Origin of the sequence: Brevibacillus sp. MER 51, from assembly GCF_023714195.1 — a bacterium.
In the GTDB taxonomy this organism is placed as follows: Bacteria; Bacillota; Bacilli; order Brevibacillales; family Brevibacillaceae; genus Brevibacillus.
The window spans coordinates 113,796-139,439 of sequence record NZ_JAMAUS010000012.1 but is presented as its reverse complement, the minus strand read 5'-3'; the positions used below and the strand labels follow the sequence as shown (position 1 = coordinate 139,439).

Genomic DNA, 25,644 nt, shown 5'->3' with positions numbered 1-25,644 from the left:
ACTCGGGAGAGTAAGTAGACATCCTAATCAAGTGGGTCGTATGGAAAAAAGTGATGACCACTTAATTTATTATTTAAATTTCCCTCTTCTGTCAAATGGTAATGGGGGAGATTGGCAAGTTGTCCTAGACCGAGATGCGCACCTTCATCATAAAACGAATACCCATCTTGATCAACTACCCGTTCTGCACGACTTTTTCTAACACTAAAGGTGTCTTTCCCATTACGAGCACGTAATTGAGCAGCACTTAATGAAATGGGATTTTGTACTTGAACACCACCATAACCATTAAAAGCTAATCTAGCTGTAAAATGTTTAACTCTATTTCTTCTGATTTCATGTTCCATCTCATTAGTCATTTCAACTCCGCCAGTAACTCTAGAAATGGCATCTCTCAACGAAACACTTTCAAGAAAATCTTTAATACCATTTAAATTGTCAACATAATTGTCGAAGTGTGGACTAAGAATAACAGCACCGCCAATTAGCGCAATAAAGTCCCCTACTGGCACTGGACCATCAATAGCAGCAATAGCTCCTAATGTTGCTAATCTTGCAACTAACTGGCTTTCAGTCCATCTAACCCCATATTGCTTTAAAAGAGCAAGGGCCATAGAGTTAGTACTTCTTACTGTGAATGACATAGATTCATCTTCCTCAGGGAAGTAACCATTTTGTTCATAAAAATCATAGTTTTCCGAATAAAATTCTTGTGCTGATTCATCTATTCTCGCTAATTCATTTTGAAGTGTTTCAAAATCATCTAAATCCATTTCGCTTTTTGATTGGTTGGTATACTTATCAAGTATCTCATTTACTTCTTGGAGAGGGAATTCATCGTCTTTAGATAGTAATTCCTCTAATTCACTAACAGTCCTTTCTAAATACGGATCTTGCTCGTAATCTGATTCTGTTAAGGTATCAATGAACTCCCTAACGGTGTCTTTAGTAATTACCTGATCCTTATCAACATTAGAATTGTCGATTCCAGAAGCGAGCGAATAAGCTGGGGTTAAGAAAAGTAATACCAAAACTAGAAAAGAACTAATGATACTTGTACGTTTCATAATTATTTGCATACATTAAAAAATGTATGTTTGCCTCCTTTTTATCCAAAATATGTATTTATATGTTAATAATAGAATATTAATGTTTTAATGTAAAATAGTTTTTTAGGCCAAATGTCATAAAACCTACCCTAAGGAGATTTTACAGGTGAATTCTACGAAAAAGTGATTTATAACAGGTGCAAAAGTTGAGTTATAAGTTGTGGTAGGGAAGAAGCACTGTGGACTGAAAAATTAAGTGTTAGTCCGGAAAATAAAGTATTAGACTGTCGTGGGCATCACTAAGATAACGGGTTTAACCATGAAATAGCTGTCGCACCTGCTAAGCAATGATTGTACAGCTTTATCGTGTACTCTACCCTTGTCTTGCAACTAGTGGGACAGCGAATCGGATAATTGGTGAAGGAGAGACCTCTTAGGAATAAAAACTAAGATGATGAACAGCTTGAAGAAGATACTGCTGAGGATGTTCCAACTATATCGGCAATCCGCATCAAATCATTTATGTAGCGCCGTAAATTAATCAAGTTGTGGGTCGAATTGTTTTGAAAAGAAATTGGAACAAATATGCCTATGTCAAGATATTAAAGTTGATAAGCAATATAGAGGATACCACGTCGGTAAAAAACTAATCGATCAGGCTTAACGCTGGATGAAGGATGGCGGTATGACGGGAATCATGCTGGAGAAATAAAATAATAATGTCCGCGCATGTAAATTCTACGAAAGTTGTGGTTTTGTCATCAGAGGTTTCGATTAAGATAGTGATGAGATAGCAATTTATTGGTATCTCATGCTTGATTAATAAGTGATTGATCCTCAACATATGTCTTAAGAAGCCGAAATAATGGCAGCTTCTTTAAGACATTCCCCAAGGTTAGGAATACATATAGATCGTCATGATCAACAGCACTTTTCAACTATCGGAGAACGTTAGCGCAAAATAAGCAGCCGCAGTCTAAGACTTTATTTTCCAAGTCTTAGTCAGCGGCTTTTTAAATTTGGGTACAAGTCTAAATCTTATTCTGTGAGACTGAAGATTTTTCGTGAAAGAACTCCCGCCATATCAAGGATTCCAGTCTATTACTTTATTTTCAATGAACACAACGTGCAAGTCTTAGAAGGCATAGATCAACGCACAAGGTTAGTAAGAAGAAAAAGCACAGGACTCGTAGACCTTGACAACGCCTACCCAGTCGGAACTACAAAAGGAGACCACGCTTGTCGAACACTGCTCCCTTGAGAAACTTCTGCCCGTAGGTGGCTTTGGCTCGACGGTCCCCTTTTTGTAGTGGAGACGACCAGTGAATCCCCCCTGCTGGCGTGTCAGAGTCGAAGAGAACTGTGCTTTTTCTTCTCCACCACTATGTTGACTCATGGTTTTTTAGTCGATCACGTGGACATAGGCTTTCGCATACAAATAAGAAGGACAGTGTGTGAAGGGGAGGTTGTATATGATCGTCATAGCGGGGAGACCAGCTAATCCCGCCTCGTTGGCAGCGGAATGGGGATTAAATCCGGTACAGCGTGAAACAGTAGCGATTATGGCACGTAGTGATGAAAGATTTGAATATCCAACTCCTGAGCTCCTGCAATTTGAACTGAACATGCGCGATCATCTGGTGAGGTCTGCCTTGGCACTGCACGAAAGCGGCCTGGCCTTTTCTACTTTTGAAGAATCTCGTGCCAATCCAGTTTACTGGATACGAACAGACCAGGGCGGATTCCGCTTGCGACCCGGAGTACTGCCATCCAACGGGATTATCAATATTTTTCTTGAGGGCCAAAAATACGCCACGGAATGCGCTACAGCGATGGTCATTATTATTTATCATGCAGTCCTACAGTCCATTCGTTTACCGGATTTTGAGAGAATGTTTTCGGACATCTTGCTGTATGACTGGCGGTACGATCAGGATCTGGACTTGCAAACAATCAGGACAAATACCTTCTTGCCTGGTGATGTAATTTATTTTGCCAATCCTGATTACGATCGCGCGACACCGCAGTGGCAAGGGGAAAATGCAGTTGTGCTCGGCAATGGCTTGTATTACGGGCATGGTGCGGGGATCAAACGAGCGAATGAGATGGTAGCGTTTTTGAATGAACAACGAAGAGAAGGCGCAATGAGGTCAGCCTATCTGGTCAATCAGGCGACTCGGCCTGGTTTCGCCTACTTGTTTCCCTACGACAACGGTCGTTCTACCATGCGAGCTTTCGGCCATCCCATACAAGCAAGCAGTCGAATTACAGCGCAGATCGGTTCTTTGTCTTGGGAGTGGTAAAACGAACAAAAGCCTCCTGCCAGAAATGCGGCGAGAGGCTTTTTGAACAATCTCTATTAGGGGCAGGAGAATCGCTTCCAAGAAAACATAGACAGGTCAAGGGAAGAGGCTCCCTCTACCAGCAGTTGGCTGGTCGCTTCCCCGATCGCACTGGCGAATTTAAAACCGTGCCCGGAAAAGCCCGCTGCAAATACAAGCTGTGGATGTTGAGGATGACGGTCAATGACGAAATGCTCATCCGGTGTCATCGTGTAGATGCATACCTTGCCTTGGCGCAATGGTCCGGCTGCTCCAGGCATATACGTTTCCAAAAAAGAGCGAACACAGCCTTCATCCGACAAATAGGTGCCAAAGGTACGTTCCAGTTTATCGGGATCGATGGCGTGTCCTCCGTCATGGCGTCCGATTTTTACACCAGCGCCATCAAAACTGGGAAATCCGTAGAACATGGAGTCATCAAGGCGAAAGATGAAAGCGGGAAAGCCATCCGCACTGTACTGGCCCTCATCTGCACCAAACCAGGCGACCGTTTTGCGTGTAGGCTTAAGCGGGATGGACAAGCCCAATGAGTCAAGGAGCGAACCATTCCAAGCACCGGCGGATAATAGGACTTTATCGCCGTGGTAGCTGGCAGATTCCGTATGCACGATGAACCCATTTTCTGCTGGTTCCAACTGCGTGACTGGCGTGTTCGTCAACAGTGTAGCTCCTGAGGCGAGGGCGAGCTCTCGATAGGCATGAATGCCGTTTTCGCAATAAAGCACACCTGAGGCAGGCTCCAAGCAACCGTAGTAATCAGCAGGCAGATTGATTCCTGGCCAGCGTTGCATGACCTCAGTGGCACTGAGTACTTCCAGGGGAAGGGAGTACTGCTCGGCGCTCTCCCGAATTTCATTCAGGAAAGTACAATTCAAGGGTCCAGCGTTCAAAACACCCGTTTTGGCGAAGATCGGTATACCAGATGCTTGTTCGAGTTCTGACCACAACTGTTGTGCCCGCAATGCGAGCGGGACGTACTGTTTTCCTTCTCCGTACGCATGGCGAATGATACGGGTATCCCCATGATGGCTACCCATTGTGTGTGGGGGATCAAAGGCATCGATCATGAGTGTACGCACGCCCTGTTTCGCCAGATAGTAGCCAGCCGCCATTCCCATCGATCCTGCTCCCACAATAATGACGTCGTAGTTTTGCATGAACAGTCCTCCATTCCGCTTTAGTTTCATCTATCTTACAGGAGTTTTCTGAATTGTGGATTTTAATTTTTGTGTAAAAATCCATTTTTTTGTGCGCAATAAGGTTTATTCCATCAGTTGGGAGGGAAAAGGAGATTACGCTATCATCATATGTCAAGAAAAGTGGTGTTTACGAAATGAAATGGACGATCGGAAAAAAATTGGGTAGTGCGTACGCGCTGATCCTGGTCATTATGCTGTTTATGGGGATCACGACCATTATCAAGATGGAACAAATGAATCAGAAGATGGTGGAAATGAATACGAACTGGCGTCCAGGTCTGGAAGATATTTTGAAGATCAACATGACGCTGGAAACCGTTTATGGAGTTACGCAAACCATGCTTACGACAGAGAACATGGATGACAAGAACAAGTACGCAAAGCAAGTTGATGAACAATTTGCCTATATGGACGGCTTATTGGCAAGCTATGAAAAAACGATTTTCAGTGAAGAGGACCGTAACAATTTTGAAGGATTGAAGCAGGCGCTGCAAAAATATGAGGATTTCAATCCGCAATACGTGGCAATCGCCAAAAAGGTCGACATCAGAAGACCAGCTACGGATGCAGACATGGCCGAGCTGGAGCGCATCAAGAAAAAAGGCAGTGAATTGTTTGTAGAACGAAAAAAATATTTGGATGCCATGATGACGAGTAACAGTGAGGGAGCACAACGCGCTGGCGCAGAAAGTGCGGAACTGTATGAGTCAGTCAGGCGGGACCTGAATATTCTCTTGGTTATCTCTATCATTGCGTGTGTGGCGCTAGCTGTCGTACTGACGTCAAGCATCCGTCGACCGATCTTGCGTTTGATGGAAGAGATGAAGAAAGTGGCTGATGGTGATTTGCGTGTGGAGCCATTGGTTGTCAAGAGTCGTGACGAGATTTTGGATCTGGCGAATTCGTTCAATGATATGACTAGAAGTTTAACTACAGTCATTCGTCAGGTAGGCGGAACTTCCGAGCAGGTAGCCTCATCGGCTGAGCAATTGACGGCAAGTGCAGACCAGACCAGCAGGGCCACTGAACAAATTGCTGTTACTGTTCAAGAAGTGGCAGCAGGTGTCGATCGCCAGGTAGTGAGTGTGGAGAATGGGGCGAAATCCATTGATGATATGTCACGAGGAATTCGTCAAATCGCAAATAACGCACAGCAAACATCCAATATGGTGAGCGAAGTCGCCAACATGGCAGGAGAAGGGAACCAGTCGATTCAGGCAGCGGTTCAACAAATGAATGCGATCCACAGCTCCATGCGTGAGCTCGCATCCGTGGTAGATGGTCTGGGCAATCATTCTCAAGCAATCGGAGAGATTATTGAGGTCATAACTGGCATTGCGGATCAGACCAATCTGCTGGCCCTCAATGCAGCGATTGAAGCAGCACGTGCAGGAGAGCATGGCCGTGGATTCGCGGTCGTAGCAGATGAGGTGCGAAAGCTGGCGGAGCAATCGGCTCAGTCCGCCCAAAAAATTGCGCAGTTGATCAGTACGATTCAGACAGATACAAAAGTCGCGGTTGAATCGATGGAGTCAGGCACCCGGGAAGTACAAGAAGGAATTCGCGTCGTTCATCGTGCGGGCGAAACTTTCGGTCAAATTCAGAGCTCGATTGGTACAGTAGCTGACCAGATACACGACGTGTCCGCATCTGCCCAGGAAGTGTCTGCCCATTCCGAACAAGTCGTACAAGCGATGGAGCTGGTCAGAGAAGTTTCCGACTTGACTGCTGATGGCACGCAAAACGTATCCGCTGCTACACAGGAGCAGCTCGCTTCTATGGAGGAAATCGCTTCGTCAGCGACAGCTCTTTCCAATATGGCAGAAGAACTGCAGCACATGATTCGCCGATTTAAGGTGTAGGCTTATCATGTGCAAACGAACGCAAAACGCCAACATGATTGGCGTTTTTTTCTTTTCATTCTCATTTTTTTTAGAAAAAGTTAATCTTTAGGAAATAGTTCATTAAGAACAGGTTTAGTAGGAGTTTATCTCTACGGACTACGATGTATTCAGAGGTTTAACAGGCAATCTAAGCTCGGTACGCAACCGGGCTTAGGTCTATATCTCAATGACTTGCCATGGAGGAAGGTGCCAAATGTATAAACTCATTTTCACTGCAATCCCATTCGGAATGCTGTTGACTGGCTGTGTGGATGAACCGTCCGTAACAGCTCCGGCTGTAACGACCGTACAGCAACAACAACAACCAGCAACACCACAGCCGTCACAACAACGGTCTCAACCAGGGAAAAAACCAACTCTATCTCAAGAAGAAGTGAAAGAACGGAACAAAAAACTGCTCTCTGCAGCAGCCGAGGGCAAAACCGATGAAATCAAGGCTAGCTTGGCAGCAGGGGCTGAGATAAACGCACAGGATGATCGTGGAAGAACAGCGGCGATGGCGGCTACACACGGCAACCATGTGGAAGCAGTCAAGGTCCTTATTGAAGCAGGGGCTGACATCAATATTCAGGACGACCGGCAAGATAATCCGTTCTTGTATGCGGGAGCAGAAGGATACCTGGAGATATTGAAGCCGGTTATCGATGCAGGTCCAGATACGAAGATCTACAACCGCTTCGGAGGAACACCTTTGATTCCAGCGGCAGAACATGGATATGTGGAAGTAGCGAAGGAAATTCTTACACGGACGGATGTAGACGTCAACCATGTGAACAATCCGGGCTGGACAGCACTGATGGAAGCAATCGTATTGAACGATGGCGGAAAAAAACAACAAGAGATGGTCCAACTGTTAATCGACCACGGTGCTGATGTGAACATCCCGGATCGCGAAGGAAAAACACCCCTATATCGTGCAAATGAACGAGGTTATCACGAGATCGTACAAATCCTGCAAAAAGCTGGAGCACGCTAATTTGCAGAGGTAAGCATACATTCATACTTCGAGCGCGATGGAAATAATCCTCGACTAGAATAAGTCGTAGCAAGATTGATTCTAGTCAAAGGAGGCTATGTTCATGACAAGCCATACGACCATCCAACCGAAGATTTTGTATTACGGAACCCCCGTTGTCCTGTTGACGACTGAAAATGAAGATGGAACAACAAACATCAGTCCCATCTCATCGTCATGGGCGTTAGGAAATTTTGTCATTCTGGGACTCGGATTTGGCTCGCATGGATTGGAAAATTTGCGTCAGCGGCCGGAGTGTGTTATCAATTTGCCGGATGCCTCGATGTGGCAGCAAGTGGAAGCGTTGGCTCCGCTAACAGGTCGCAATCCAGTACCCGCCTACAAAGAGGAGCTGGGCTTCCGCTATGAAGCGGATAAGTTTCAGGCAGCCAATTTGACTCCTGTTGATTCTAATATCGTTCGTCCAAAGCGAGTAGGAGAATGCCCGCTTCAACTCGAAGCAGTCGTCCGCACCATCCGTTTTCCGGAATATGCCGACATGTTTGCGATCGTGGAGACAGAAGTGCGTCAGGTTCATGCAGACAAACAAATTGTACAAAGTGCTCATCACGTGAATCCTCAAGCATGGAATCCATTGATCTACAACTTCCGTCATTATTTTGGTCTAGGTGATCAGTTGGGAAAAACATATCGATCGGAAACGTAGAACGTCAAAAACGCCAAGTTTTTGGCGTTTTTGTATTCAGTATGAAAAATATGGTATATTAGGTGTTGCCTAATAAAATTAGTTAATACCAAAAAATACGGGGTGAAAAGATGCTTGTCTGGATGTTGCGAAAAGTAATGGCAGAAAGAGGAGTTTGGACGGGGGCCGCTTTAGCAAGGCTGTTAAAAGAGAGAGCAAATTACAGTCTGTCTCCAGCCTCCATCAGTGCTTTACTAACCAGTCAACCCAAACAAATGAAAGCCGAGACACTTGATGCACTCTGTACTGCTCTGGAATGTACACCAAATGACTTGTGGGCGTATACACCGCCTAATAGAGTGAAGGGAGCATAAAAATATGGCAGTGAAACAGATTTTGCCTTTTGGAGACCCAATCTTGCGTAAAGTAGCCAAGCCAGTGGATGAACTGAATGCGAAAACGTTCAAGCTACTGGACGAAATGGCTGAAACCTTATATGCCACGGACGGCCGTGCTGGCCTTGCCGCACCTCAAGTAGGCATTCTTCGCAGGTTGGTTGTCATGGATTGCGGAGATGGATTAATTGAGCTCATTAATCCAGAAATCATAGAAAAGAGTGGCGAACAAATCGGAATGGAAGCTTGCTTATCTTTTCCTGGTTACTTTGGCAATGTAAAGAGAGCCGAGCATGTAAAGGTAAAGACGTTGAACAGACAAGGCGAGGAAATAATTCTTGCAGCAGACGGATTCCTTGCCGTTTGTATGCAGCATGAAATCGATCATTTAGACGGAATTTTATTTGTGGATCATGTTCAGGAAAAATGGCTGTATCATGAAAAAACAAGGCAAAAAGTCGATTTGCTGGATGTGATCCGCTTAACAAAAAAGACCTAACAAAAAGGCGTACCGTCTCCATACGGGAAATATGATAGTAGAAGGCCGTTTGTTCCGGATATCTGAAGAGAGCGGCATTTTTACGTGGAGGAACATACATGGAACAACTACTGATAGGTAGCTTTCTTTCTGCCATGGCTACTGGTGTGGGCGCCTTGCCTATCCTTTTTTTCAAATCGGTATCACATCGATGGCGGGATATATTGCTGGCGTTCACGGCAGGAATTATGGTGGCTGCCTCGACATTCAGTCTGATCCCACAGGCACTTCAGAGCGCGCCATTTATTATCGTTTGTTTGGGAGTGCTTACCGGAACATTGTTGCTTACGGTGTTGGAAAGCATCGTTCCGCATATCGATCTGGAGCATACGAGAATCAACATTTCGATGGATTCGCAATCGCTGCTGATCTTGTCTGCGATTACCTTGCACAATATTCCGGAGGGCTTGTCCGTTGGCGTGAGCTATTCGAGTGAACAGTCTGGCTTGGGTGGCCTGATTTCTTTTGCAATCGGTCTGCAAAATGCACCAGAAGGCTTTCTGGTGGCGCTTTTTCTGATCAATCAAAAGGTCAGTCGCTTCAAGGCGTTTCTTTTGGCAACGATGACCGGAGCAGTTGAAATCGTCTCTGGGATCTGTGGCTATTATTTAACCTCTGTTGTTCACGGGCTGGTGCCATACGGGCTTTCCTTTGCCGCAGGCGCGATGTTGTTCATCGTTTACAAGGAGCTCATCCCCGAAAGCCATGGAGATGGTCATGCTCGATCTGCGACTTTTTCGTTTATCCTGGGACTTTTGGTCATGATTGGACTAGTTCAGTCGTTTGGATGAGCGGTTTTTTTCAAAAAGCCTCACAAGTGAGAGCAAAAATTCCGAAACCATATATAGATAGATTTCGATTATGGAAGTAGGGAGTGTCACGATGGAAAAGTCTACCTTGATAGGTATAGTTTTAGGTATTGTCGCAGTAGTAGTCGGGATGATCTTGAAGCATGCAAGTCCGATGGCATTACTGAATCCAGCAGCATTTATGATCATCATCGTAGGTACGATTGCTGCCCTTTTCAACGCATTTCCCATGTCGGAAATCAAGCGTATTCCTGCCCTTTTCAAGATAATTTTTAAAGAAGAAAAGCTCCCTGAAAAAAGAGAATTGATCGGTCAGTTTATGAACTGGGCTTCCATCGCTCGTCGCGAAGGATTGCTTGCACTGGAAAACACTTCTGATGAGATTGAAGATCCATTTTTGCGTAACGGCATGAAGATGATTATTGATGGTGGGGAACCGGATTTTGTTCGCGATGTTCTGAATGAAGAAATTCACGCCATTGAAGAACGCCATCAGGCAGGGGCACTCGTCTTTAGCCAAGCGGGAAGCTACGCTCCGACACTCGGGGTATTGGGTGCGGTTGTAGGTCTGATTGCCGCCTTGGGTAACTTGAGTGACATCGATGCATTGGGTATATCGATTGCGGCTGCGTTCGTAGCTACCTTGCTCGGTATTTTCACGGGTTACGTATTATGGCACCCGTTCGCAACCAAGCTCAAACGGAAATCAAAGGCAGAAATTGAAATCAAAAAAATCATGGTCGAAGGATTGCTTTCCATTCAAGCAGGTGTATCCCCGACTGCGATTGAGCAAAAGCTGCTGGTTTACATTCCATACCAAGAGCGTGCGGAAATGAAAGAAGAAATGAAGGAAGAGAAGAGGGAGGAAGGAGCTGCGGTAAATGGCTAAGCGACCAAAGAGACATGCTCATCATGAAGAGCATATGGACGAGTCTTGGCTAATTCCATACGCGGACTTGCTCACCCTTCTGCTTGCTTTGTTTATCGTGTTGTTCGCCTCTAGCGAGATGGATGCGAAGAAGTTCGACCAAATGGTTCGGTCCTTCAGCGTTGCAATCAACGGCGGTACGGGAGTCATGAACTACCCAAGCCCGGTACCGCTAGACCCGCAGCTTCAGCAGCAAACCTTGCACAAAGGCGCACAGGAAGCAGAAAAACAGAAGACAGAAGAAGAAAAGCGTCTGGAAGAAGCGGTCCGCAAAGAGACAGAGGACTTGAAAAAGCTACAGACAAAGCTGGACGGATACATTCAGCAAAACAAGCTGCAGGACAAGCTCCAGACCAAGCTGACAGAAGAAGGCCTGCTGATCACCATTTTGGACAATGCGTTGTTTGACTCCGGTAAGGCTGATCTGAAACCGGAAGCGAGAAAGCTTGCGAGTGAAATGGCAGCGATGCTGGTGCCTCACCCGAAAAAAGTGACGGTAACTGGTCATACGGACAATGTTCCGATTCGCCGTGCTGAGTTCCCTTCCAACTGGGATCTCAGTGCCAAACGTTCCGTTAACTTCTTGAAGGTGCTTCTGGAAAACAAAAACCTCGACCCGACGAAGTTCAGCGCGACAGGCTTGGGAGAATACCATCCGGTAGCGCCGAATACGTCGGCAGAAGGCAGAGCGAAAAACAGACGGGTAGAGGTAGCGATCCTGCGTGATCTGGCTTCTCCTCCGAAAAATAGTGTGAATCCGTAATAAAAAGGATAGCTTCCTCGGGAGGCTATCCTTTTTTTTATTTATAGTAGCTGTAGTGGAGGGGAAGAAGCCCATTTCCAGTCTACGCTTCGGCCTACGTCCCGCAAGGAGTTAGACTGTCCGCTCCGAAATAAATAGCGGGAGCACTTCAAAAGTAAAGTTTCGAGGATGTACTCGCAGAGGTTGAAGCTGAAAACCCCCGCCATTTATTTCTCCGCTTGGTAGGGCTCCAGAGGCGCTAGGACTGGAAATGTGCTTCTTCCCAAGTAGCTAGTGTTTACAACTTGAGAGTAGCATTCAAGAGGTTTATTCCTTTATTAAAAAAGAAGGTGGAATCACAAAAGTTCGCAGAGGAAACAGGAGAAATAAGCGAAGATCTTTGGACACACCTACCGAGGCGCAGTGAAAAAAAGAGAAACTGCCTTTAGCGTCCACCTCTGAGACACATCCTGAACAGTCGACTTTGGACGCGGTTTCTCTTTTTTTCACGGAGCCGGGCACCCCATGCTCCCGCGCAGGTGTTCCAAGAATCTGAGCGTTTTCTCCTGTTTCCTCCCCACCACAACAGCTAAACAGAGTTCTCCCCCAATTCCAGCTTCAACTGCCCCATCCGCATTTCGCCCCACTCATACATCATTTCCACAATGGGCAACAAAGTCATCCCCAGCTCCGTCATGGAATACTCCACGCGAGGAGGGACCTCCGGGTATACTTCCCGGTGAACAATCCCGTCTTCGATTAGCTCTTTTAACTGATTCGTCAGCATTTTATGTGTGATTTTTGGGAACAGCCGTTGCAGCTCACTAAAGCGATGCGGGCCTTCTACCCCTAAATGCCACAGGATCACGACTTTCCATTTTCCGCTGAACATAGACAAGGTTAGCTCCTTGGAACAGGTAAAATCACCGTTTTTTATTTTTTCTAAGGTTTCTTTCCGCAAATCCGACATAGTTTTCTCCTCACAATTCTATCTTCGATGCAACAGCTCTAGCAAAGCAAGCCTTCTTATGTTGCGCCTCGTTTCCTTCCATCATAAACCGTGCACGATGATTTTTCATTGAGTTTTCCGGTTCATCTTGACAGCGTTCACGAAAATGAAGATAATAAGTATAATAACTAAGTAAACAACTCGGAATAGTAAAAATAAAAGAGGTGAGTTCTTTGGAACGGATTTTACAAATACCTAGCGACACGATTTCGTTGACAGCTACCTTGCATGAACCTACATGCACAACAGGCAAGACCAGAGTGAAGTACCCGTTGGTTGTCATTTGCCATGGCTTTATCGGCAGTCGGATTGGTGTGAACCGCTTGTTTGTAAAAGCTGCCAGAGAATTAGCTTCACACGGTTTTGGCGTACTGCGCTTCGATTACGGAGGCTGCGGAGAAAGCGACGGCGATTATGGGGCAGGTGGTTTGGACGTCCTGCTTGCGCAAACACGAGATGTTCTCGACCATGTTTTTACGCTGGAACAGGTAGATCAGGAGCGTGTGTGCCTGTTAGGGCATAGTTTGGGTGGTGCAGTCAGTATATTGACAGCGAGCCAGGATAGACGAATACACTCGCTCATCCTATGGGCACCGGTTGCACGTCCCTTCGATGATATCGTTCGGATCGTGGGGGAAAAGGAATACAAGGAAGCACTTTCCTACGGTAAAACGGATCATTTGGGCTACGGATTGGAGAAGCGCTTTTTTCAGTCACTGGGTACCGCTCTTCCGCTGCGTCAAGCCAAACAGTTTGAGGGAGATGTGTTAATCCTGCATGGCAATCGGGATGATGTCATTGCAGTGGATGCCATGTTCCATTATGAGCGAGAGCTGCATTTGCGGAGACGGGGGAGCTGCGAAACAGAAGTAGTTGTAGGGGGAGATCATACCTTTTCCTCGGCGGACAGCTACAAACGCTTGATTGGGAGTACGAAGAGCTGGTTGAATCGACTGCTTGAGAAGGAGACGGTCGCGGTATAAGAAAAAGGGATGGCCCTGATGACGGGCTATCCCTTTTTGGCGATATTGGCTTTGATTTCGTTCAAGAGCCCGCGGCAACCCGCATTCACCAGGTCATACACATACGTGAATCGCCCCGTATAATAAGGGTCCTCCACGTTTTGTTCCTGGGCAGAATCGGCAAAGTCAAGCAGGCGGTACACCTTTTTCCCTGACGGCGCCATCTGCTTGAGTGCGGACAAATTTTCCTCATCCATGCAGACGATATAGTCGTACTCCGAGAAGTCCTGTGTGACAATTTGGCGAGCACGCAGTGTATCATGTGCAATCCCATTTTCGGTCAACACCTTTTGTGTACCTTTGTGCGGGGGTTCACCTGCGTGCCAGCCACCAATTCCCGCTGAATCGATAGATACTTCCCCTGCCAATCCCTCCTCCTCTACGAGATGGCGAAATACAGCTTCGGCCATGGGCGAGCGGCAAATATTGCCCAGACAAACGAACAAAACGGTTGTCATATGTACGTTCCTCTCTTCCTGTGTGTGATGCTTCTGTATGTTAGAATACCATAAGGAGGCCATTTGCAATGAAAACATATCTGTACCGCATACGTTTTGTCGTGGCTGTCATTGTTGTCACCATTTTACCGATTATCGTTACCGGAATCGTATTGGTAAAATCGGCAGAGCAGGCTTTACTGGCGGAAAAGAAGCAAAAGCTAATCGCCATCACACAGCAGCTGGATTTTGCGCTGTCGAAAGATTTTGACACAATCGTCGTGGAAGCTGGTTTAGAAAAGGCTGAAAAAGAGCACAAGCTCCAAGCATTAAACGAGGAAATGCAAACGCTTACAGATCGGATCGCTCTAGCCCACCCGGGAATTGGCGTCGGCTATTATTCCGCCGCTCTCGATTCCATCGTGACGTATGGACCCAGCAGTGAAATGAGCTTGTACATAGGACAATCAATTAGCGAAACCCATCCGGGTCGCAGTGTCATGCAGACGCGGCAGATTGATGTAGTAATCGGCGAACAAGTACGGGGCAACATCATGAACGCTATGGTTCCACTCATTCGCAATGATCAAGTGATCGGCTATGCTTGGGCGAATGAGCTCATGTCTACGATTGATATACAACTCGCGGGAATGCGACAAAGCATTTATGCGATTTTGGGCATTGGCTGTATGATTGCAGCAGCGGCCAGCGGTTTGCTCGTCCATCGCTTTGAAGTGATTCTGTCAGAGATCAAGTCAGGGCTAAAGCGGCTTAGCCAAGACCTTTCCTTTCGATTAAGGAGAATGGACGGAGAGCCTGGAGAAATTACAGGTGCGATCAACAATCTGGCGAGTGACTTGCAGACTAGCCGTAGCCGCACGGAGACTATCATGAATAGTATGGACAGTGGGGTCCTCGCGTTGGATCAGAGAGGGCACCTGATTGCATGGAATGAGACAGCGATACATATGATTGGCTTCTCGTCCAGTCGAGCAAAGGGGATGCATTTCACGGAAGTTTTTACAGAGAGTGAGGCTCTCCTTCATATCCTGTTGGATACGCTGCAAAACGGTCAAGCTATCCGGGATGCTATGTGGCGCCATCAGCATCGGGACAGGGGCGTGCTCTGGCTAAAGGTCAGCTCTTCCATTTGGAAAAATACGATAGATGAAGTACTTGGGGCTATCGTCGTGTTGGAGGATCGCACACAATGGCGGAGGATGGAGTCAAGGCTGGCTCAAGCTGAGCGGCTTGCGGTCATAGGTGAGTGGGCGACTAGCATTGCCCATGAGGTACGCAATCCGTTAACGGCCATCAAAGCCTTCGCCCAGATCATCGAGGAGGAATGGCCAAAAGATCATGAGTCTCGGGAATACACAGGGATTATTGTGGAGGAAGTCGAGCGTTTGAACCGTTTTGCTGACGAGCTCTTGTTATTTTCTCGTCCCAATGAAGAGTCGAATGTACCTGTGCGCGTGCAAGAGGTAATCCAGCACACGCTCAAGCTGATGGAACATGTCGAGGGCTTTAGCGGAGTGATTGTGGAGCTTGTGTGTAACGAGGATATTCCTGCCGTGATGTCTTCGCCAGAGTTGTTAAAGCAGGTGTTTTTGAATATATTGCACAATGCACTGCAAGCAAAGCCTATGGAAGGTCGTATCCAGATTGAAATCAACAACATAAATAATGATGTGCATGTTTATGTAACGAATGACGGTCCGCCTATTGCGGAAGAAAATCTGCTGGCTATATTCGAACCGTTTTTCACGACAAAGCAAACAGGTACGGGACTGGGACTGGCGATCTCCCAACGGATTGTGCAAGCGTATGGCGGGCATATTGTTGCTCAAAATACCCCCGAAGGCGTTTGTTTCACCGTCGTACTGCCGATTCGGGCAAAAGGAGGATTGTGATGACAAGCAAAGTGCTGATCGTAGACGACGAGGCCAATGTGAGAAAGGCATTGTCAACTACGCTGCGCAAAATGGGATACGAGCTCATGGAGGCTGGCAGTGGAGTAGAGGCTTTGGAACAGGTCGAACGCTTTTGCCCGCAGGTCATGCTTTTGGATCTGCGTATGCCTCATTTAGACGGTATGGATACATTGCGCCGACTGAACGAGAGAAAGGGAAGACTCCCGAGAGTCGTGATGATGACTGCCTATGGTTCCGCCAGTGACGTCATGGAGGCAATGAAACTCGGAGCGTTTGATTATGTACAAAAGCCATTCGACTTGGGGCAGGTCAAACAAGTCGTTGCTCATGCCCTTACACAGGGAGAGCTGCTTGAGCAATGCGATGTCGGGAAAGTCCTACAGGAAGAGCAAATAAATCCAAATGGAACCAGCATGATTGGCCTGAGTCTGGCTATGCAAAACGTGTACAAGCTGGTGGGAAAAGTAGCGATGTCTAAAGCCACTGTTTTGATTGAAGGGGAGAGCGGAACAGGCAAAGAGCTCATTGCAAGAGCGATCCATTCCAATAGCCCGCGGGCGGACAAGCCTCTCATTCCTGTCAATTGCGGAGCGATTCCTGAAAATTTGCTGGAGAGCGAGTTGTTCGGATATGAACGGGGTGCATTTACAGGTGCCGTTCATCGCAAGCAAGGTCTGTTTGAGCTTGCGAATGGAGGGACGTTGTTTCTGGACGAAGTAGGAGAACTAAGCCTTTCTTTGCAGGTAAAACTGCTGCGGGTTTTGCAGGATCGCATATTTATTCGGGTAGGAGGCATCGAGGCTGTATCGGTTGACGTCCGCGTGATTGCTGCTACCAACCGTGATTTGCAGGAAAGAATTCGCCAGGAGCTTTTCCGCGAAGATTTATACTACCGGCTCAATGTCGTTCCGATTCGCATGCCGCCACTTCGTGAGCGAAAAGAGGACATTCCTCTGCTAATCCGTCACTTCCTCGCTAAATATGGAAAAGAGGCAGGGAAGCATGACCTCTGCTTGTCCGCTGCTGCCACGGAAGCGCTAATCGCCTATCACTGGCCAGGCAATGTGCGTCAGCTAGAGAATACGATCGAACGGGCTGTTGTTTTGAGTAGAGGACCAGTTATCGGTCACGAGCATGTTTTATCCCCTCTTCAGGAAAACAAGATGAGCGAACCAACCCCATGCCTTGGCAAAATCAGCTATGAAGGACGAACCATGCGCGAAATCATTGCCCAGGTTGAGCAGGAAGCAATTGCCCATGCCTTGCGCAAAGAACGCGGCAACAAGCTACAGACAGCGAAAAGGCTGGGCATATCACGGCGGGCGCTGCTCTACAAGCTCCAAATGTACGGATTGGATTCGGCAATGGACGAAAGAGACTAGTCACCCGATGTGCGCAAACAAGTGTCATACTGTGCAAAAAGTAGTCAGCATAGCAGAGCAATTGTTTTGAAAACGCATTCATTTTCCTCGAAAAACAGATTGGCATCCCTCTTGCTATATCGAAAGGCATAAGTACACGAATGCTTTTAGAAAAGGGGATGAAAATGTGTTTCAAGCGTTAACGAATGCTTCGGTCCGCATGGTGCAACGCTATTTGCCAGACGCCTTTTTATTTGCAATCATTTTGACCTTCCTCGTGTTTGTTGCCGGGATCGTCGTCAATGGCAAAACGCCGATGGAAATGGTCAACTACTGGGGAGGTGGCTTTTGGAGCTTGCTCAGCTTTACGATGCAAATGGTCATGATCCTGATTACGGGTCATACGCTAGCCAGTACGAATATTTGTAAGCGTGGCTTGAATGCCTTGGGATCACTGGCAAAGACGCCAGGTCAAGCGATTGTACTTGTCACAGTCGTTTCCTGTGTGGCGAACTGGATCAATTGGGGATTTGGCCTTGTCATCAGCGCACTGTTGGCACGCGTTCTTGCCAATCAAGTGGAAAAGGTAGACTATCGATTGCTCGTCGCCAGTGCATATGGTGGGTTTGTCGTCTGGCACGGAGGGCTTGCGGGCTCTGTTCCTTTGACGATCGCTACAGAAAAGCATAGCCTAGAAAACATCATTGGTGTCATTCCTACTTCGGAAACGATGTTTTCACCGATGAATCTGACCATTGTAGCCGCAATCATGATTGTCCTCCCGATTGTGAACAGATTCATGATGCCTGCCGAAAAAGATACGATTGTATTCAAGGGAGAAGGGATAGCGCAACAAGAAATGGCTGCTGCTACTGAAACTACAATTGACAATACTCCTGCTTCTCAAATGGAAAACAGCCGTTTGATCTCGGTTCTTGTTTCAGTACTCGGAATTATTTATTTGATTTACTATTTTGCGGATAAAGGCTTTAAGCTGAATCTGGATGTCGTTATCATGGGCTTCTTGTTTCTGGGCATACTGCTTCATGGGACACCGCGCAAGTTCTTGGATGCCATGAATGAAGCAGTGAAAACCACGACAGGGATCGTCGTCCAGTTCCCGTTTTATGCAGGGATCATCGGAATGATGACGGCTTCAGGATTGGCGGCGAGTATCTCTCAATGGTTTATTAGCATCTCGACGCCTACTACCTTCCCGCTGTTCACGTTTTGGAGTGCAGGCTTATTGAACATATTCATTCCTTCTGGTGGAGGGCAATGGGCAGTACAGGGACCAATCATGCTGCCTGTTGCCACTGAATTGGGTGTTTCCCATGCAAAAGTCGCGATGGCCATTGCCTGGGGGGATGCGTGGACGAACTTGATTCAGCCTTTCTGGGCATTACCTGTGCTAGCTCTTGCTGGATTGGGTGCAAGGGATATTATGGGCTACTGCTTGATGATGCTGATTGTGACAGGCGCCATTATCAGCTTGGGATTTTTGCTTTTTTAGCGAAGCGCTTACGTTCATTGCCAATCGCGGCGTTTTTTGATATGATAATGGGAGTTACCCCAAGAAAATAACTGCATATGTACGGAGTTTTCTAGGGTTCCGCGGTCAGTCATCTGGCCGGTCAGGACCGAGAGAAAACCCACGACCACGGTCGTGTACACGGAGGGATAAAAGCCCGGGAGGAATATCTGTGATGGTATTCACCCGAGGCTTTTTTTGCATTCGGAAAGCCTGAGCCATCTTGGATGAGTATGTATTTTGGGGAACGATAAAAACGGATACGTCCGTCGCGATGAGCGTAAAAGAAAGAGGAGGGAGCCAGAAATGGGGAAATATTGGTTGATGGTTGTCGTAGCAGCAGTATTTGAAGTCATGTGGGTAGCTGGCTTGAAGCACGCCGACAGCTTTTGGTCATGGGTGTTAACCATTATTGCGATTATTATCAGCTTTGGTGTTTTGGTCTATTCAGGGAAAAAGCTGCCGACGAGTACGGTTTATGCGATCTTCGTCGGTTTGGGTACGGCCGGTACCGTTATTAGCGAAATGGTCCTGTTTGGAGAACCGTTCAGCTGGGCGAAAGTGGGCTTGATCGCGCTTCTTCTGGGAGGAATCCTTGGATTGAAGCTGGTAACACCGGATCATGAAGAGAAGACCAAGAGGGAGGGTGAAGTGGCATGACATGGGTATCCTTGATTTTTGCAGGGTTGTTTGAGGTCGTAGGCGTGATGGGGATTACACAGGTCAACGAGAAGCCTTCGCTCCGCTCCTTTGCGGTACTGATCGGTGGCTTTTCCCTCAGCTTCTTCCTCTTGTCCTTTGCCATGAGAGAAATCCCTATGGGAACGGCCTATGCGGTTTGGACAGGGATTGGTACGGTAGGTAGCGCTCTTGTTGGGATGTTGTTCTATGGAGAAGCAAAAGACAAGCTGCGGATCTTATGTATCGCCGTGGTGATTATAGCAGTAGCAGGATTGAAATTAGTAGCATAAGGTAGCGGTATTAAGGAAAGGCAAAAGGCAGATATTCCCCTTCGGATGTCTGCCTTTTCTTTGTGTATATGTTCCATTTCTCATAAGGAACACTCCTTACGAATAGGGAATAGTAAAGGAAATCGTCTCGTTCAAGGAGGGAATGGCAAAACCATGAGCTCTATCTGGGCAACGCTCAAAAAGGGAAATACGTCCTCGGCGACAGCGGCTTTGGGGAACACAGGGCTTGCTATCGCAAAAGGCTTTGCGGCTGTCTATAGCGGGAGTGGAGCCATGTTTGCGTCGGCGATGCATTCTGTAGCCGATGCGGTCAACCAGTTCTTCGTTTTCTTTGGCAGCGTACTCGCAGAGAAAAAACCGTCACCGAGGTTCCCTACAGGCTTTGGTCGTGTCATTAACATTTTCTGTATGGTCGCTGTGATCGTTGTAACCATCATGGCCTACGAAACCATTATCAAAGGCTTGCATCTCATTTCCGAGCCAGCAGAATCCAGCCATTTTTGGTTGAATTTCATCATTTTGTCTCTGGCAGTCATTGTGGATGGATACGTGCTGGTGAAAGTGATGTTCGAAATCGTTCATGAAGCTCGGGTGGAAGCGAAAGGCTTTGCTGTCATCCCTGCAGCCTTTCGGAATGTAGGACGTGCGGCTCCCCCGACACGACTTGTCTTTTACGAAGACATCGTAGCTACACTCGGTGCGTTATTGGCGCTGATTGCCGTTATCATCACTACGTTTACTTCTTTTGCCTTGCTGGACGGGATTGCCACCATTCTGATCGGGATTCTCATGGTGGGCGTGGCATTCAGGGTAGGGTACGACAACATGGTCGGTTTAATTGGTATTGCAGCCCCCAAAGAAATCGAGGATCGGGTAGCCAAAGTCATTTTTGCTGATCCGGATGTGACGGACATCAACAAGCTGCGGATTGTACAGGAAGGGCGTTTTTACCATGTGGAGAGCTACGTCGAGCTGCGGACGGGACTGAGCCTTGCTGTGGCGGACGATATTAAATATCGCATTCGCGACAGCTTGCTGACTGACCCGGATATTAGCGATGTGACAATGGGGATTTTGGAGGACAACGGCGTGGACAACTGGAAGCAACTAACGGACCAGGGAATCACGTAGACAAATAGAAAAAGCCCCACACCAGGCAAGTAAGCAGGTGTGGGGCTTGGGTTTGTGTTAAGGGTGTGATGATTAGGAGACGGTCAACAGTTCTTGTTGCTCCGATTCATCTTTTTCCAAACGCGTAATCAGAACGCGTGTGACACGGTGATGATCCATCTGCTTGACGGTGAACAGGTGGTTTTCCCATTCTACTGTCGCACCAACAGCGATGTCTTCTTCCAGCTGGCTGTACAACCAACCGCCAATCGTGTCTACATCTTCGGATTCGAGTTCGAACGGAAGATGGTCATTCAGGTCAGCCAATACGAGCATACCGGATACAGAGAGGCCATTGTCCAGCTTTTCAATCTCTGGTCTTTCCTCATCAAACTCGTCTTGGATATCCCCAACGATTTCTTCCAAAATATCCTCCATCGTTACGAGACCGGCTGTTCCGCCGTACTCGTCGATGACAATCGCGAGCTGTGAACGGTTTTTCTGCATCAGGCGCAATACCGTGCTGATTTCCATGGTTTCCGGTACGGTCAGGACAGGGCGGACCAACGTATCCAGCTCTACGCTTCCGTCTTGCAAGGCAGAAAGGTAGAAGTCTGTCGCATGGACAAAACCAATGATGTTGTCCTTGTCCTCAGCTGCAACCGGAAAACGCGTGTGGCGCTGCGAGCGGATAATCTCCAGGTTTTCTTCAAAGGTATTCGTCGTATATAAGCAAACCATATCAATGCGCGGGATCATCGTTTCCCGAGCGACGGTTTCGGAGAAGTCAAAAACTTGTTCCACAAGAGCCAATTCGGTTTGGTCGATATGGCCACTTTGGTGACTTTGGTTGACCAAAATTCGAATTTCTTCTTCCGTATGTGCCGCTTCATGTTCTGAGATGGCTTCGAGTCCGAGTCGTCTCATGAGAGCGTTGGCGGTTCCGTTCAAGAACCAGATAGCAGGGTAAAGCAATTTATAGAAAAACATCAATGGCGCGGCAACCCACAACGAGGTGATTTCTGCTTTTTGAATGGCCAATGATTTCGGAGCCAACTCACCCAAGACAATGTGGAGGAACGTAATAATCGCAAAGGCTACACCAAAAGAAATCGCGGAGATCGCATATCCAGGCAATCCTGAGGATCCAAGCAAAGGCTCCACAATCATATGGGCAATGGCCGGTTCCCCGACCCAACCCAGTCCCAGCGAGGCGAGAGTGATCCCGACCTGGCAGGCAGATAGGTAAGCGTCTAGCTTATGCGTTACTTTTTGGGCATAGACTGCACGTCTGTTACCTTCATTCACCATCTGTGTCAGGCGCGTCTGCCGCACCTTCACGAGTGAGAACTCTGCGGCTACGAAAAAGCCGTTGAGAAAAACAAGAAATATAACAAGCAGTAGGTTGAGCACTATCGGGACGGTGTCCAAGTAACAAGTCATCCTCTCTGGAATTTTATGAAAGTACTATTTTCTATTTTACTCTGATTGGGTGGAACGCACAAAAGCGATATACCACCGTAGGGGGCGTTTTACGCCCTTTTGGTCGGGAAGAGCGACTCTCAGATAACCGTAGCGCATGTTTTTGCGCTCGGAGAACGCCGCAGATGGGCATCCATTTTTGTCAAGCAACGCAAAGTGCAAGCGGTTACCTGTGCAGTATTTGTTGGGCGTACACGAAAAACGCTGACAAAGCAGCAGCTAAACCGAGATAGGCAGCCAACACTTTCCACTTCGTAGAGGCAGGTGCGTCGTAGTACGTAGTGAGCTGGTGCATTTGCTCATCCAGTTCAGCCAGCCTCTCTTGCGCCGTACGTTCTCCATCACGGAGCGCATCCGATGGGATCGGTCGGTTCGGGTCCGAATCGTAATACAGAACAGGCTCTCGTTCCCACAGTCTGAACAGTTCCCATTTTCTGTTCACATACACTTTATCGAGTCGCTTGAAGTCGCGCTGAAGGCGTTTTTTGTCCTGCAAAAATGGAACATAGAATTTCTTCAAATCTTCCTGATTGATCGCATTGACCTCGGCATTCATTTGCGTGCGAATATCCCATGTCGATTCCAGAGCGGGCCATTTGGCTATGCTTTGCTGGAAGTCTGCAATCCTTTCGCGCTCGTATTGCAGGAGCTTTTGTTGATAGCTACCACGTAGGCGGTTGTACCACGTAATCAAGCCGATGATGAAAATGAACACAGTAATCGGTCCTGGGTTGGCGAATAGCATAACGCCAAGCCCGGCTAACCCGATAAACCAAATCTTCGTCGACAATACCGAAACGATGCGGCCGCCATCCAGCGGGGAGATGGGCAGCAGGTTAAATAAATTGAGCATGGCGCCCAAGTAGATAACCAAGCCCCAGAAAGGGTCCTGCGTATACCAATACAGCGGGAGGGCAGGCAAGAAAGCAATCATCCCCGCCAAGGGTCCGCCGTAGGCTAAGTACGCCTCCGTTTTTGCATCGCGCGGCATTTCTTTCATGGCAATGAAGGCTCCGGCAAAAGGAATGAAGACAGCGGGTGAAGTCGCGATTCCTTTTCGCTTGGCGGCAATCACATGGCCCATTTCGTGGACGAAGATCAGATAGACGAGAGCCACGGCGAATTTCCATCCGTAGAAAACGGCATACGCCCACAAGGTAATCCCCATGGATATAATGGTGGTTCCGAATTTCGAAAACTTCAGTATGCCAAGTATCCATTTTAAATTGGCAAGTAAGAAAGCACCGATCGCCAAAAGGACTGAACGGCTTTTTTTCATCGTTTTTCCTCCCAGAAGATATAGGCAGATATTCCTTCTTACGAATCAAAGAGAGAGAAGTTTCTTTTCTAGTTGCCATCCAGACGAGGGTTGGTGAAGTAAAAGCCGTACTCGCCATGGAGCGGATTGTAGCTCAGATGTCCCCCGTCGAAGTACCAGAAATCAGTCGGACGAATGACAAATCGCAATCCCTCTACTTCAAACACAGCATCATCGGTGAGGGTCTCATCTTTTTCAATCGCATAAAACATGCCGCCGGTCCCGGGGCCGCTTGTTCGTACATATAATCGAAGCGTATCTCCCGGAACAAAGCCGGCATAACGTTGATAGGCAAGGGAAAACGCTGGTTCTATCGCAAGTGTGATACTCATGGACTAGCTCCTTTCTGCTACTTGACTTCCATTGTAACACAAGTCAGAGTAGTGTCCCGAGGCTCAAGGTGCAGGTGCAATCCAAAAACACCCGTCCGGTCAGATGTACCTCTGCCGAACGGGCTTGCATGAAAAAGCTGGTATTAGTCCTTGCCTTTGCTCACGTCGAGGGTAGGGTGCATAAAGCGCGCTCTATCTGGTTCTTCTTGATCCTCAAGGAGCTCACGGTTTTCTATCGAGTTCCAGCCAATGTCATTGGTCGGATGTACCCACCGGTCCCCTGCCATGACGGAGGGATCGGTTTCTGTGCTCCAGTTGTGTAAGGGAGATTCCTTGGACTCGTACAAGCTGTCACCGATGACGACTCCGAACTCATTGACGAATGGCTTTTGAATCGTACGGGACGAGTTTTTGAAGTCAGGAGCACTGATTTGATGCGGCAGCGTCCCATCGAGGGAAATATCCTTCGTCTGATCGTTCTTCTGCTTCTCGTTATCCATCATCTGGACCTCCTTTTATCCCATAGCATGCATCAGTCACTGACCCCTTATTCGGTTTCGGATGGGAGCTTGCGCCTGCCGTCCAGTAAAAATCGCCGAGCATAATGGCTGCCCGGCGGTTTTCTTGTTAGCGGTTTTCTTTTAGCCTTTCTTGTGGTTCACTATTAATGGAGCCGTCAGAGCGGACAGCCTCGGATTGGGCTTTGGGTCCTCGAATTTCAGCGGTTTTTCCAAAATCTTTTTCTTTGTTGCGAACCATGTGATGTCCTCCTCTTTGTGAAAGATGAAGATAGTATGACCCGGATGGGGCCAGAGAATGAGGACAGAATGAGGATAGGGAAAGGGTGGCAATTCAATGGCGAAAAAACAACGAAAACCACAACAGCGTCAAGCAGTGACAACAACTACGGCAGACGCGAAAAGCGGATTGAACAGTTTGAAAGATATGCTGAATGCAGATGCGCTCGGAGCACTCAAGCAGCTTGAAAAAGACATGAAGACAGAAGGCGAGCGCAAAGAAAAGGAAGCAGCCGAACAAAAGCGCCGGGAGCAGGAAGAACGCGAGCGCAACAAGAGCTTTGCTGAGCTTTTGGACGATTACGAGAAAAAAAGCGGAGGCAAGTACAGCTAATGCGGGATGGACGGCAAACGGACCGACCGGATACTTCCAAAAACGGTTTGATGAAGAAGCGGCAACAAGATATCAAGGACGAGTCGATCAAGGAGCGGGGCCGGATGGTCCTGGGCCGATTGGGCAAAAAGGACTCGAAGAAGTGATTTTTTCTCTCTCATTCCCATATAGCTAGGAGTGAGGGGAGGGAGGTCATGGGGACAATCCTGCTCCTGTTTAGCCTCTTGTGTGTGGCAGTAGGGACCTGGAAGTTAATCGGGATCTACAAGGCAGAGAAGGCTGACAGCAAGCCGCTCTGGTGGACAGTCGCGAGCGTGGGGATTGCGCTTTTTTTTCTTTTGAAGCTGGTAACAGATACGTTGCCAACATAAACAAGCACCTGTAGCCAGAGAGCTTACAGGTGCTTGTTTTTTCGAAAAGGCTACACGCCCATTTAAGG

General features: G+C 47.5%; 28 protein-coding genes, 1 pseudogene and 1 riboswitch. Of the genes and pseudogenes, 20 read left to right on the top strand and 9 right to left on the bottom strand.

The features are described 5' to 3' along the window. Nucleotides 1–23 precede the first annotated feature (23 nt). Nucleotides 24–1,067, bottom strand: a complete 1,044-nt coding sequence (locus M3630_RS23345; protein WP_251253707.1) for a hypothetical protein — start codon at nucleotides 1,065–1,067, stop codon at nucleotides 24–26. Between the two features lie 333 nt (nucleotides 1,068–1,400). Here M3630_RS23345 and M3630_RS23340 point away from each other — a divergent pair. Both M3630_RS23340 and M3630_RS23335 read left to right on the top strand, forming a co-directional pair. Continuing rightward, nucleotides 1,401–1,827 (top strand): annotated as a pseudogene (locus tag M3630_RS23340) (GNAT family N-acetyltransferase). Between the two features lie 694 nt (nucleotides 1,828–2,521). After that, nucleotides 2,522–3,352, top strand: a complete 831-nt coding sequence (locus M3630_RS23335) for a protein-glutamine gamma-glutamyltransferase (protein ID WP_232774778.1) — start codon at nucleotides 2,522–2,524, stop codon at nucleotides 3,350–3,352. A gap of 56 nt (nucleotides 3,353–3,408) precedes the next feature. On the opposite strand, the gene solA is transcribed toward M3630_RS23335, so the two are convergent. Then, entirely contained in the window at nucleotides 3,409–4,548 is a 1,140-nt protein-coding gene (solA, locus tag M3630_RS23330) for an N-methyl-L-tryptophan oxidase (protein ID WP_251253706.1), read from the bottom strand. Nucleotides 4,549–4,724: 176 nt separating this feature from the next. Between solA and M3630_RS23325 the strand changes: the two genes are divergently transcribed. The 8 genes from M3630_RS23325 to motB all read left to right on the top strand — a co-directional run bounded on the left by M3630_RS23325 (nucleotide 4,725) and on the right by motB (nucleotide 11,588). Further along, nucleotides 4,725–6,452, top strand: a complete 1,728-nt coding sequence (locus tag M3630_RS23325; RefSeq protein ID WP_251253705.1) for a methyl-accepting chemotaxis protein — start codon at nucleotides 4,725–4,727, stop codon at nucleotides 6,450–6,452. 235 nt (nucleotides 6,453–6,687) lie between these two features. After that, on the top strand, nucleotides 6,688–7,470 hold the full coding sequence (locus tag M3630_RS23320; protein ID WP_251253704.1) for an ankyrin repeat domain-containing protein: 783 nt from the start codon (nucleotides 6,688–6,690) through the stop codon (nucleotides 7,468–7,470). A gap of 103 nt (nucleotides 7,471–7,573) precedes the next feature. Further along, nucleotides 7,574–8,176 carry a flavin reductase family protein gene (locus tag M3630_RS23315; protein ID WP_251253703.1) on the top strand — a complete coding sequence of 201 codons (603 nt, stop codon included), beginning with the start codon at nucleotides 7,574–7,576 and terminating at the stop codon, nucleotides 8,174–8,176. Nucleotides 8,177–8,286: 110 nt separating this feature from the next. Next, nucleotides 8,287–8,529 (top strand): helix-turn-helix domain-containing protein, encoded by a 243-nt coding sequence (locus M3630_RS23310; protein ID WP_173611252.1) that lies wholly within the window; start codon nucleotides 8,287–8,289, stop codon nucleotides 8,527–8,529. A 4-nt stretch (nucleotides 8,530–8,533) separates the two neighbouring features. Continuing rightward, a complete protein-coding gene (def, locus tag M3630_RS23305; protein WP_251253702.1) occupies nucleotides 8,534–9,049 on the top strand; it encodes a peptide deformylase in 516 nt (171 codons plus the stop codon). Between the two features lie 98 nt (nucleotides 9,050–9,147). After that, complete coding sequence (locus M3630_RS23300) at nucleotides 9,148–9,879, top strand: ZIP family metal transporter (protein ID WP_047073459.1); 732 nt, start codon at nucleotides 9,148–9,150, stop codon at nucleotides 9,877–9,879. A gap of 91 nt (nucleotides 9,880–9,970) precedes the next feature. Then, nucleotides 9,971–10,786 carry a flagellar motor stator protein MotA gene (gene motA, locus M3630_RS23295; protein ID WP_173611254.1) on the top strand — a complete coding sequence of 272 codons (816 nt, stop codon included), beginning with the start codon at nucleotides 9,971–9,973 and terminating at the stop codon, nucleotides 10,784–10,786. After that, entirely contained in the window at nucleotides 10,779–11,588 is an 810-nt protein-coding gene (motB, locus tag M3630_RS23290; protein WP_251253701.1) for a flagellar motor protein MotB, read from the top strand. The genes motA and motB overlap by 8 nt, the downstream gene beginning before the upstream one ends. Before the next feature lie 568 nt (nucleotides 11,589–12,156). Here motB and M3630_RS23285 read toward each other — a convergent pair. Next, entirely contained in the window at nucleotides 12,157–12,537 is a 381-nt protein-coding gene (locus M3630_RS23285; RefSeq protein WP_012684609.1) for a winged helix-turn-helix transcriptional regulator, read from the bottom strand. Between the two features lie 203 nt (nucleotides 12,538–12,740). Between M3630_RS23285 and M3630_RS23280 the strand changes: the two genes are divergently transcribed. Further along, nucleotides 12,741–13,559: an alpha/beta hydrolase family protein gene (locus tag M3630_RS23280; RefSeq protein ID WP_251253700.1), complete on the top strand. Its 819-nt coding sequence runs from the start codon at nucleotides 12,741–12,743 to the stop codon at nucleotides 13,557–13,559. A gap of 26 nt (nucleotides 13,560–13,585) precedes the next feature. Here M3630_RS23280 and M3630_RS23275 read toward each other — a convergent pair whose 3' ends face one another. Further along, nucleotides 13,586–14,056, bottom strand: coding sequence for a low molecular weight protein-tyrosine-phosphatase (locus M3630_RS23275; RefSeq protein ID WP_251253699.1), 471 nt, complete (start codon nucleotides 14,054–14,056; stop codon nucleotides 13,586–13,588). A 68-nt stretch (nucleotides 14,057–14,124) separates the two neighbouring features. On the opposite strand from M3630_RS23275, the gene atoS reads away from it, so the two are divergent. The 6 genes from atoS to M3630_RS23245 all read left to right on the top strand — a co-directional run bounded on the left by atoS (nucleotide 14,125) and on the right by M3630_RS23245 (nucleotide 20,963). Beyond that, nucleotides 14,125–15,948 carry a two-component system sensor histidine kinase AtoS gene (atoS, locus tag M3630_RS23270; RefSeq protein ID WP_251253698.1) on the top strand — a complete coding sequence of 608 codons (1,824 nt, stop codon included), beginning with the start codon at nucleotides 14,125–14,127 and terminating at the stop codon, nucleotides 15,946–15,948. Further along, nucleotides 15,948–17,351 (top strand): sigma-54-dependent transcriptional regulator, encoded by a 1,404-nt coding sequence (locus M3630_RS23265; RefSeq protein WP_251253697.1) that lies wholly within the window; start codon nucleotides 15,948–15,950, stop codon nucleotides 17,349–17,351. Before atoS ends, M3630_RS23265 begins: the two co-directional genes overlap by 1 nt. Before the next feature lie 166 nt (nucleotides 17,352–17,517). Beyond that, the gene (locus M3630_RS23260; RefSeq protein ID WP_251253696.1) at nucleotides 17,518–18,843 is read left to right on the top strand and encodes a short-chain fatty acid transporter; all 1,326 of its coding nucleotides are present in this window, start codon (nucleotides 17,518–17,520) and stop codon (nucleotides 18,841–18,843) included. A gap of 80 nt (nucleotides 18,844–18,923) precedes the next feature. Next, nucleotides 18,924–19,027: riboswitch (guanidine-I (ykkC/yxkD leader) on the top strand. Nucleotides 19,028–19,167: 140 nt separating this feature from the next. After that, nucleotides 19,168–19,521, top strand: coding sequence for a DMT family transporter (locus M3630_RS23255; RefSeq protein WP_251253695.1), 354 nt, complete (start codon nucleotides 19,168–19,170; stop codon nucleotides 19,519–19,521). Continuing rightward, a complete protein-coding gene (locus M3630_RS23250) occupies nucleotides 19,518–19,832 on the top strand; it encodes a DMT family transporter (RefSeq protein WP_251253694.1) in 315 nt (104 codons plus the stop codon). The genes M3630_RS23255 and M3630_RS23250 overlap by 4 nt, the downstream gene beginning before the upstream one ends. Nucleotides 19,833–19,985: 153 nt before the next feature. After that, nucleotides 19,986–20,963 (top strand): cation diffusion facilitator family transporter, encoded by a 978-nt coding sequence (locus M3630_RS23245; protein ID WP_251253693.1) that lies wholly within the window; start codon nucleotides 19,986–19,988, stop codon nucleotides 20,961–20,963. A 72-nt stretch (nucleotides 20,964–21,035) separates the two neighbouring features. Here the strand turns inward: M3630_RS23245 and M3630_RS23240 are convergent, their stop codons facing one another. From M3630_RS23240 to sspK, 5 genes are all read right to left on the bottom strand, one after another. Then, nucleotides 21,036–22,373 (bottom strand): hemolysin family protein, encoded by a 1,338-nt coding sequence (locus M3630_RS23240; RefSeq protein WP_173611264.1) that lies wholly within the window; start codon nucleotides 22,371–22,373, stop codon nucleotides 21,036–21,038. A 217-nt stretch (nucleotides 22,374–22,590) separates the two neighbouring features. Further along, nucleotides 22,591–23,703: a site-2 protease family protein gene (locus tag M3630_RS23235; RefSeq protein WP_251253692.1), complete on the bottom strand. Its 1,113-nt coding sequence runs from the start codon at nucleotides 23,701–23,703 to the stop codon at nucleotides 22,591–22,593. A 68-nt stretch (nucleotides 23,704–23,771) separates the two neighbouring features. Beyond that, on the bottom strand, nucleotides 23,772–24,074 hold the full coding sequence (locus M3630_RS23230; protein WP_173611266.1) for an iron-sulfur cluster biosynthesis family protein: 303 nt from the start codon (nucleotides 24,072–24,074) through the stop codon (nucleotides 23,772–23,774). 143 nt (nucleotides 24,075–24,217) lie between these two features. After that, entirely contained in the window at nucleotides 24,218–24,574 is a 357-nt protein-coding gene (locus M3630_RS23225) for a DUF3905 domain-containing protein (RefSeq protein WP_173611430.1), read from the bottom strand. A gap of 127 nt (nucleotides 24,575–24,701) precedes the next feature. Further along, nucleotides 24,702–24,833, bottom strand: a complete 132-nt coding sequence (gene sspK, locus M3630_RS23220; RefSeq protein ID WP_007724732.1) for a small acid-soluble spore protein K — start codon at nucleotides 24,831–24,833, stop codon at nucleotides 24,702–24,704. Between the two features lie 96 nt (nucleotides 24,834–24,929). Here sspK and M3630_RS23215 point away from each other — a divergent pair, with 96 nt between their 5' ends. The 3 genes from M3630_RS23215 to M3630_RS23205 are packed head-to-tail and all read left to right on the top strand — an operon-like array spanning nucleotide 24,930 to nucleotide 25,576. Next, nucleotides 24,930–25,205, top strand: coding sequence for a DUF3886 domain-containing protein (locus M3630_RS23215; RefSeq protein WP_173611267.1), 276 nt, complete (start codon nucleotides 24,930–24,932; stop codon nucleotides 25,203–25,205). After that, the gene (locus M3630_RS23210) at nucleotides 25,205–25,351 is read left to right on the top strand and encodes a hypothetical protein (RefSeq protein WP_173611268.1); all 147 of its coding nucleotides are present in this window, start codon (nucleotides 25,205–25,207) and stop codon (nucleotides 25,349–25,351) included. Before M3630_RS23215 ends, M3630_RS23210 begins: the two co-directional genes overlap by 1 nt. A 48-nt stretch (nucleotides 25,352–25,399) precedes the next feature. Beyond that, the gene (locus tag M3630_RS23205; RefSeq protein ID WP_007724726.1) at nucleotides 25,400–25,576 is read left to right on the top strand and encodes a hypothetical protein; all 177 of its coding nucleotides are present in this window, start codon (nucleotides 25,400–25,402) and stop codon (nucleotides 25,574–25,576) included. Nucleotides 25,577–25,644: the final 68 nt, after the last annotated feature.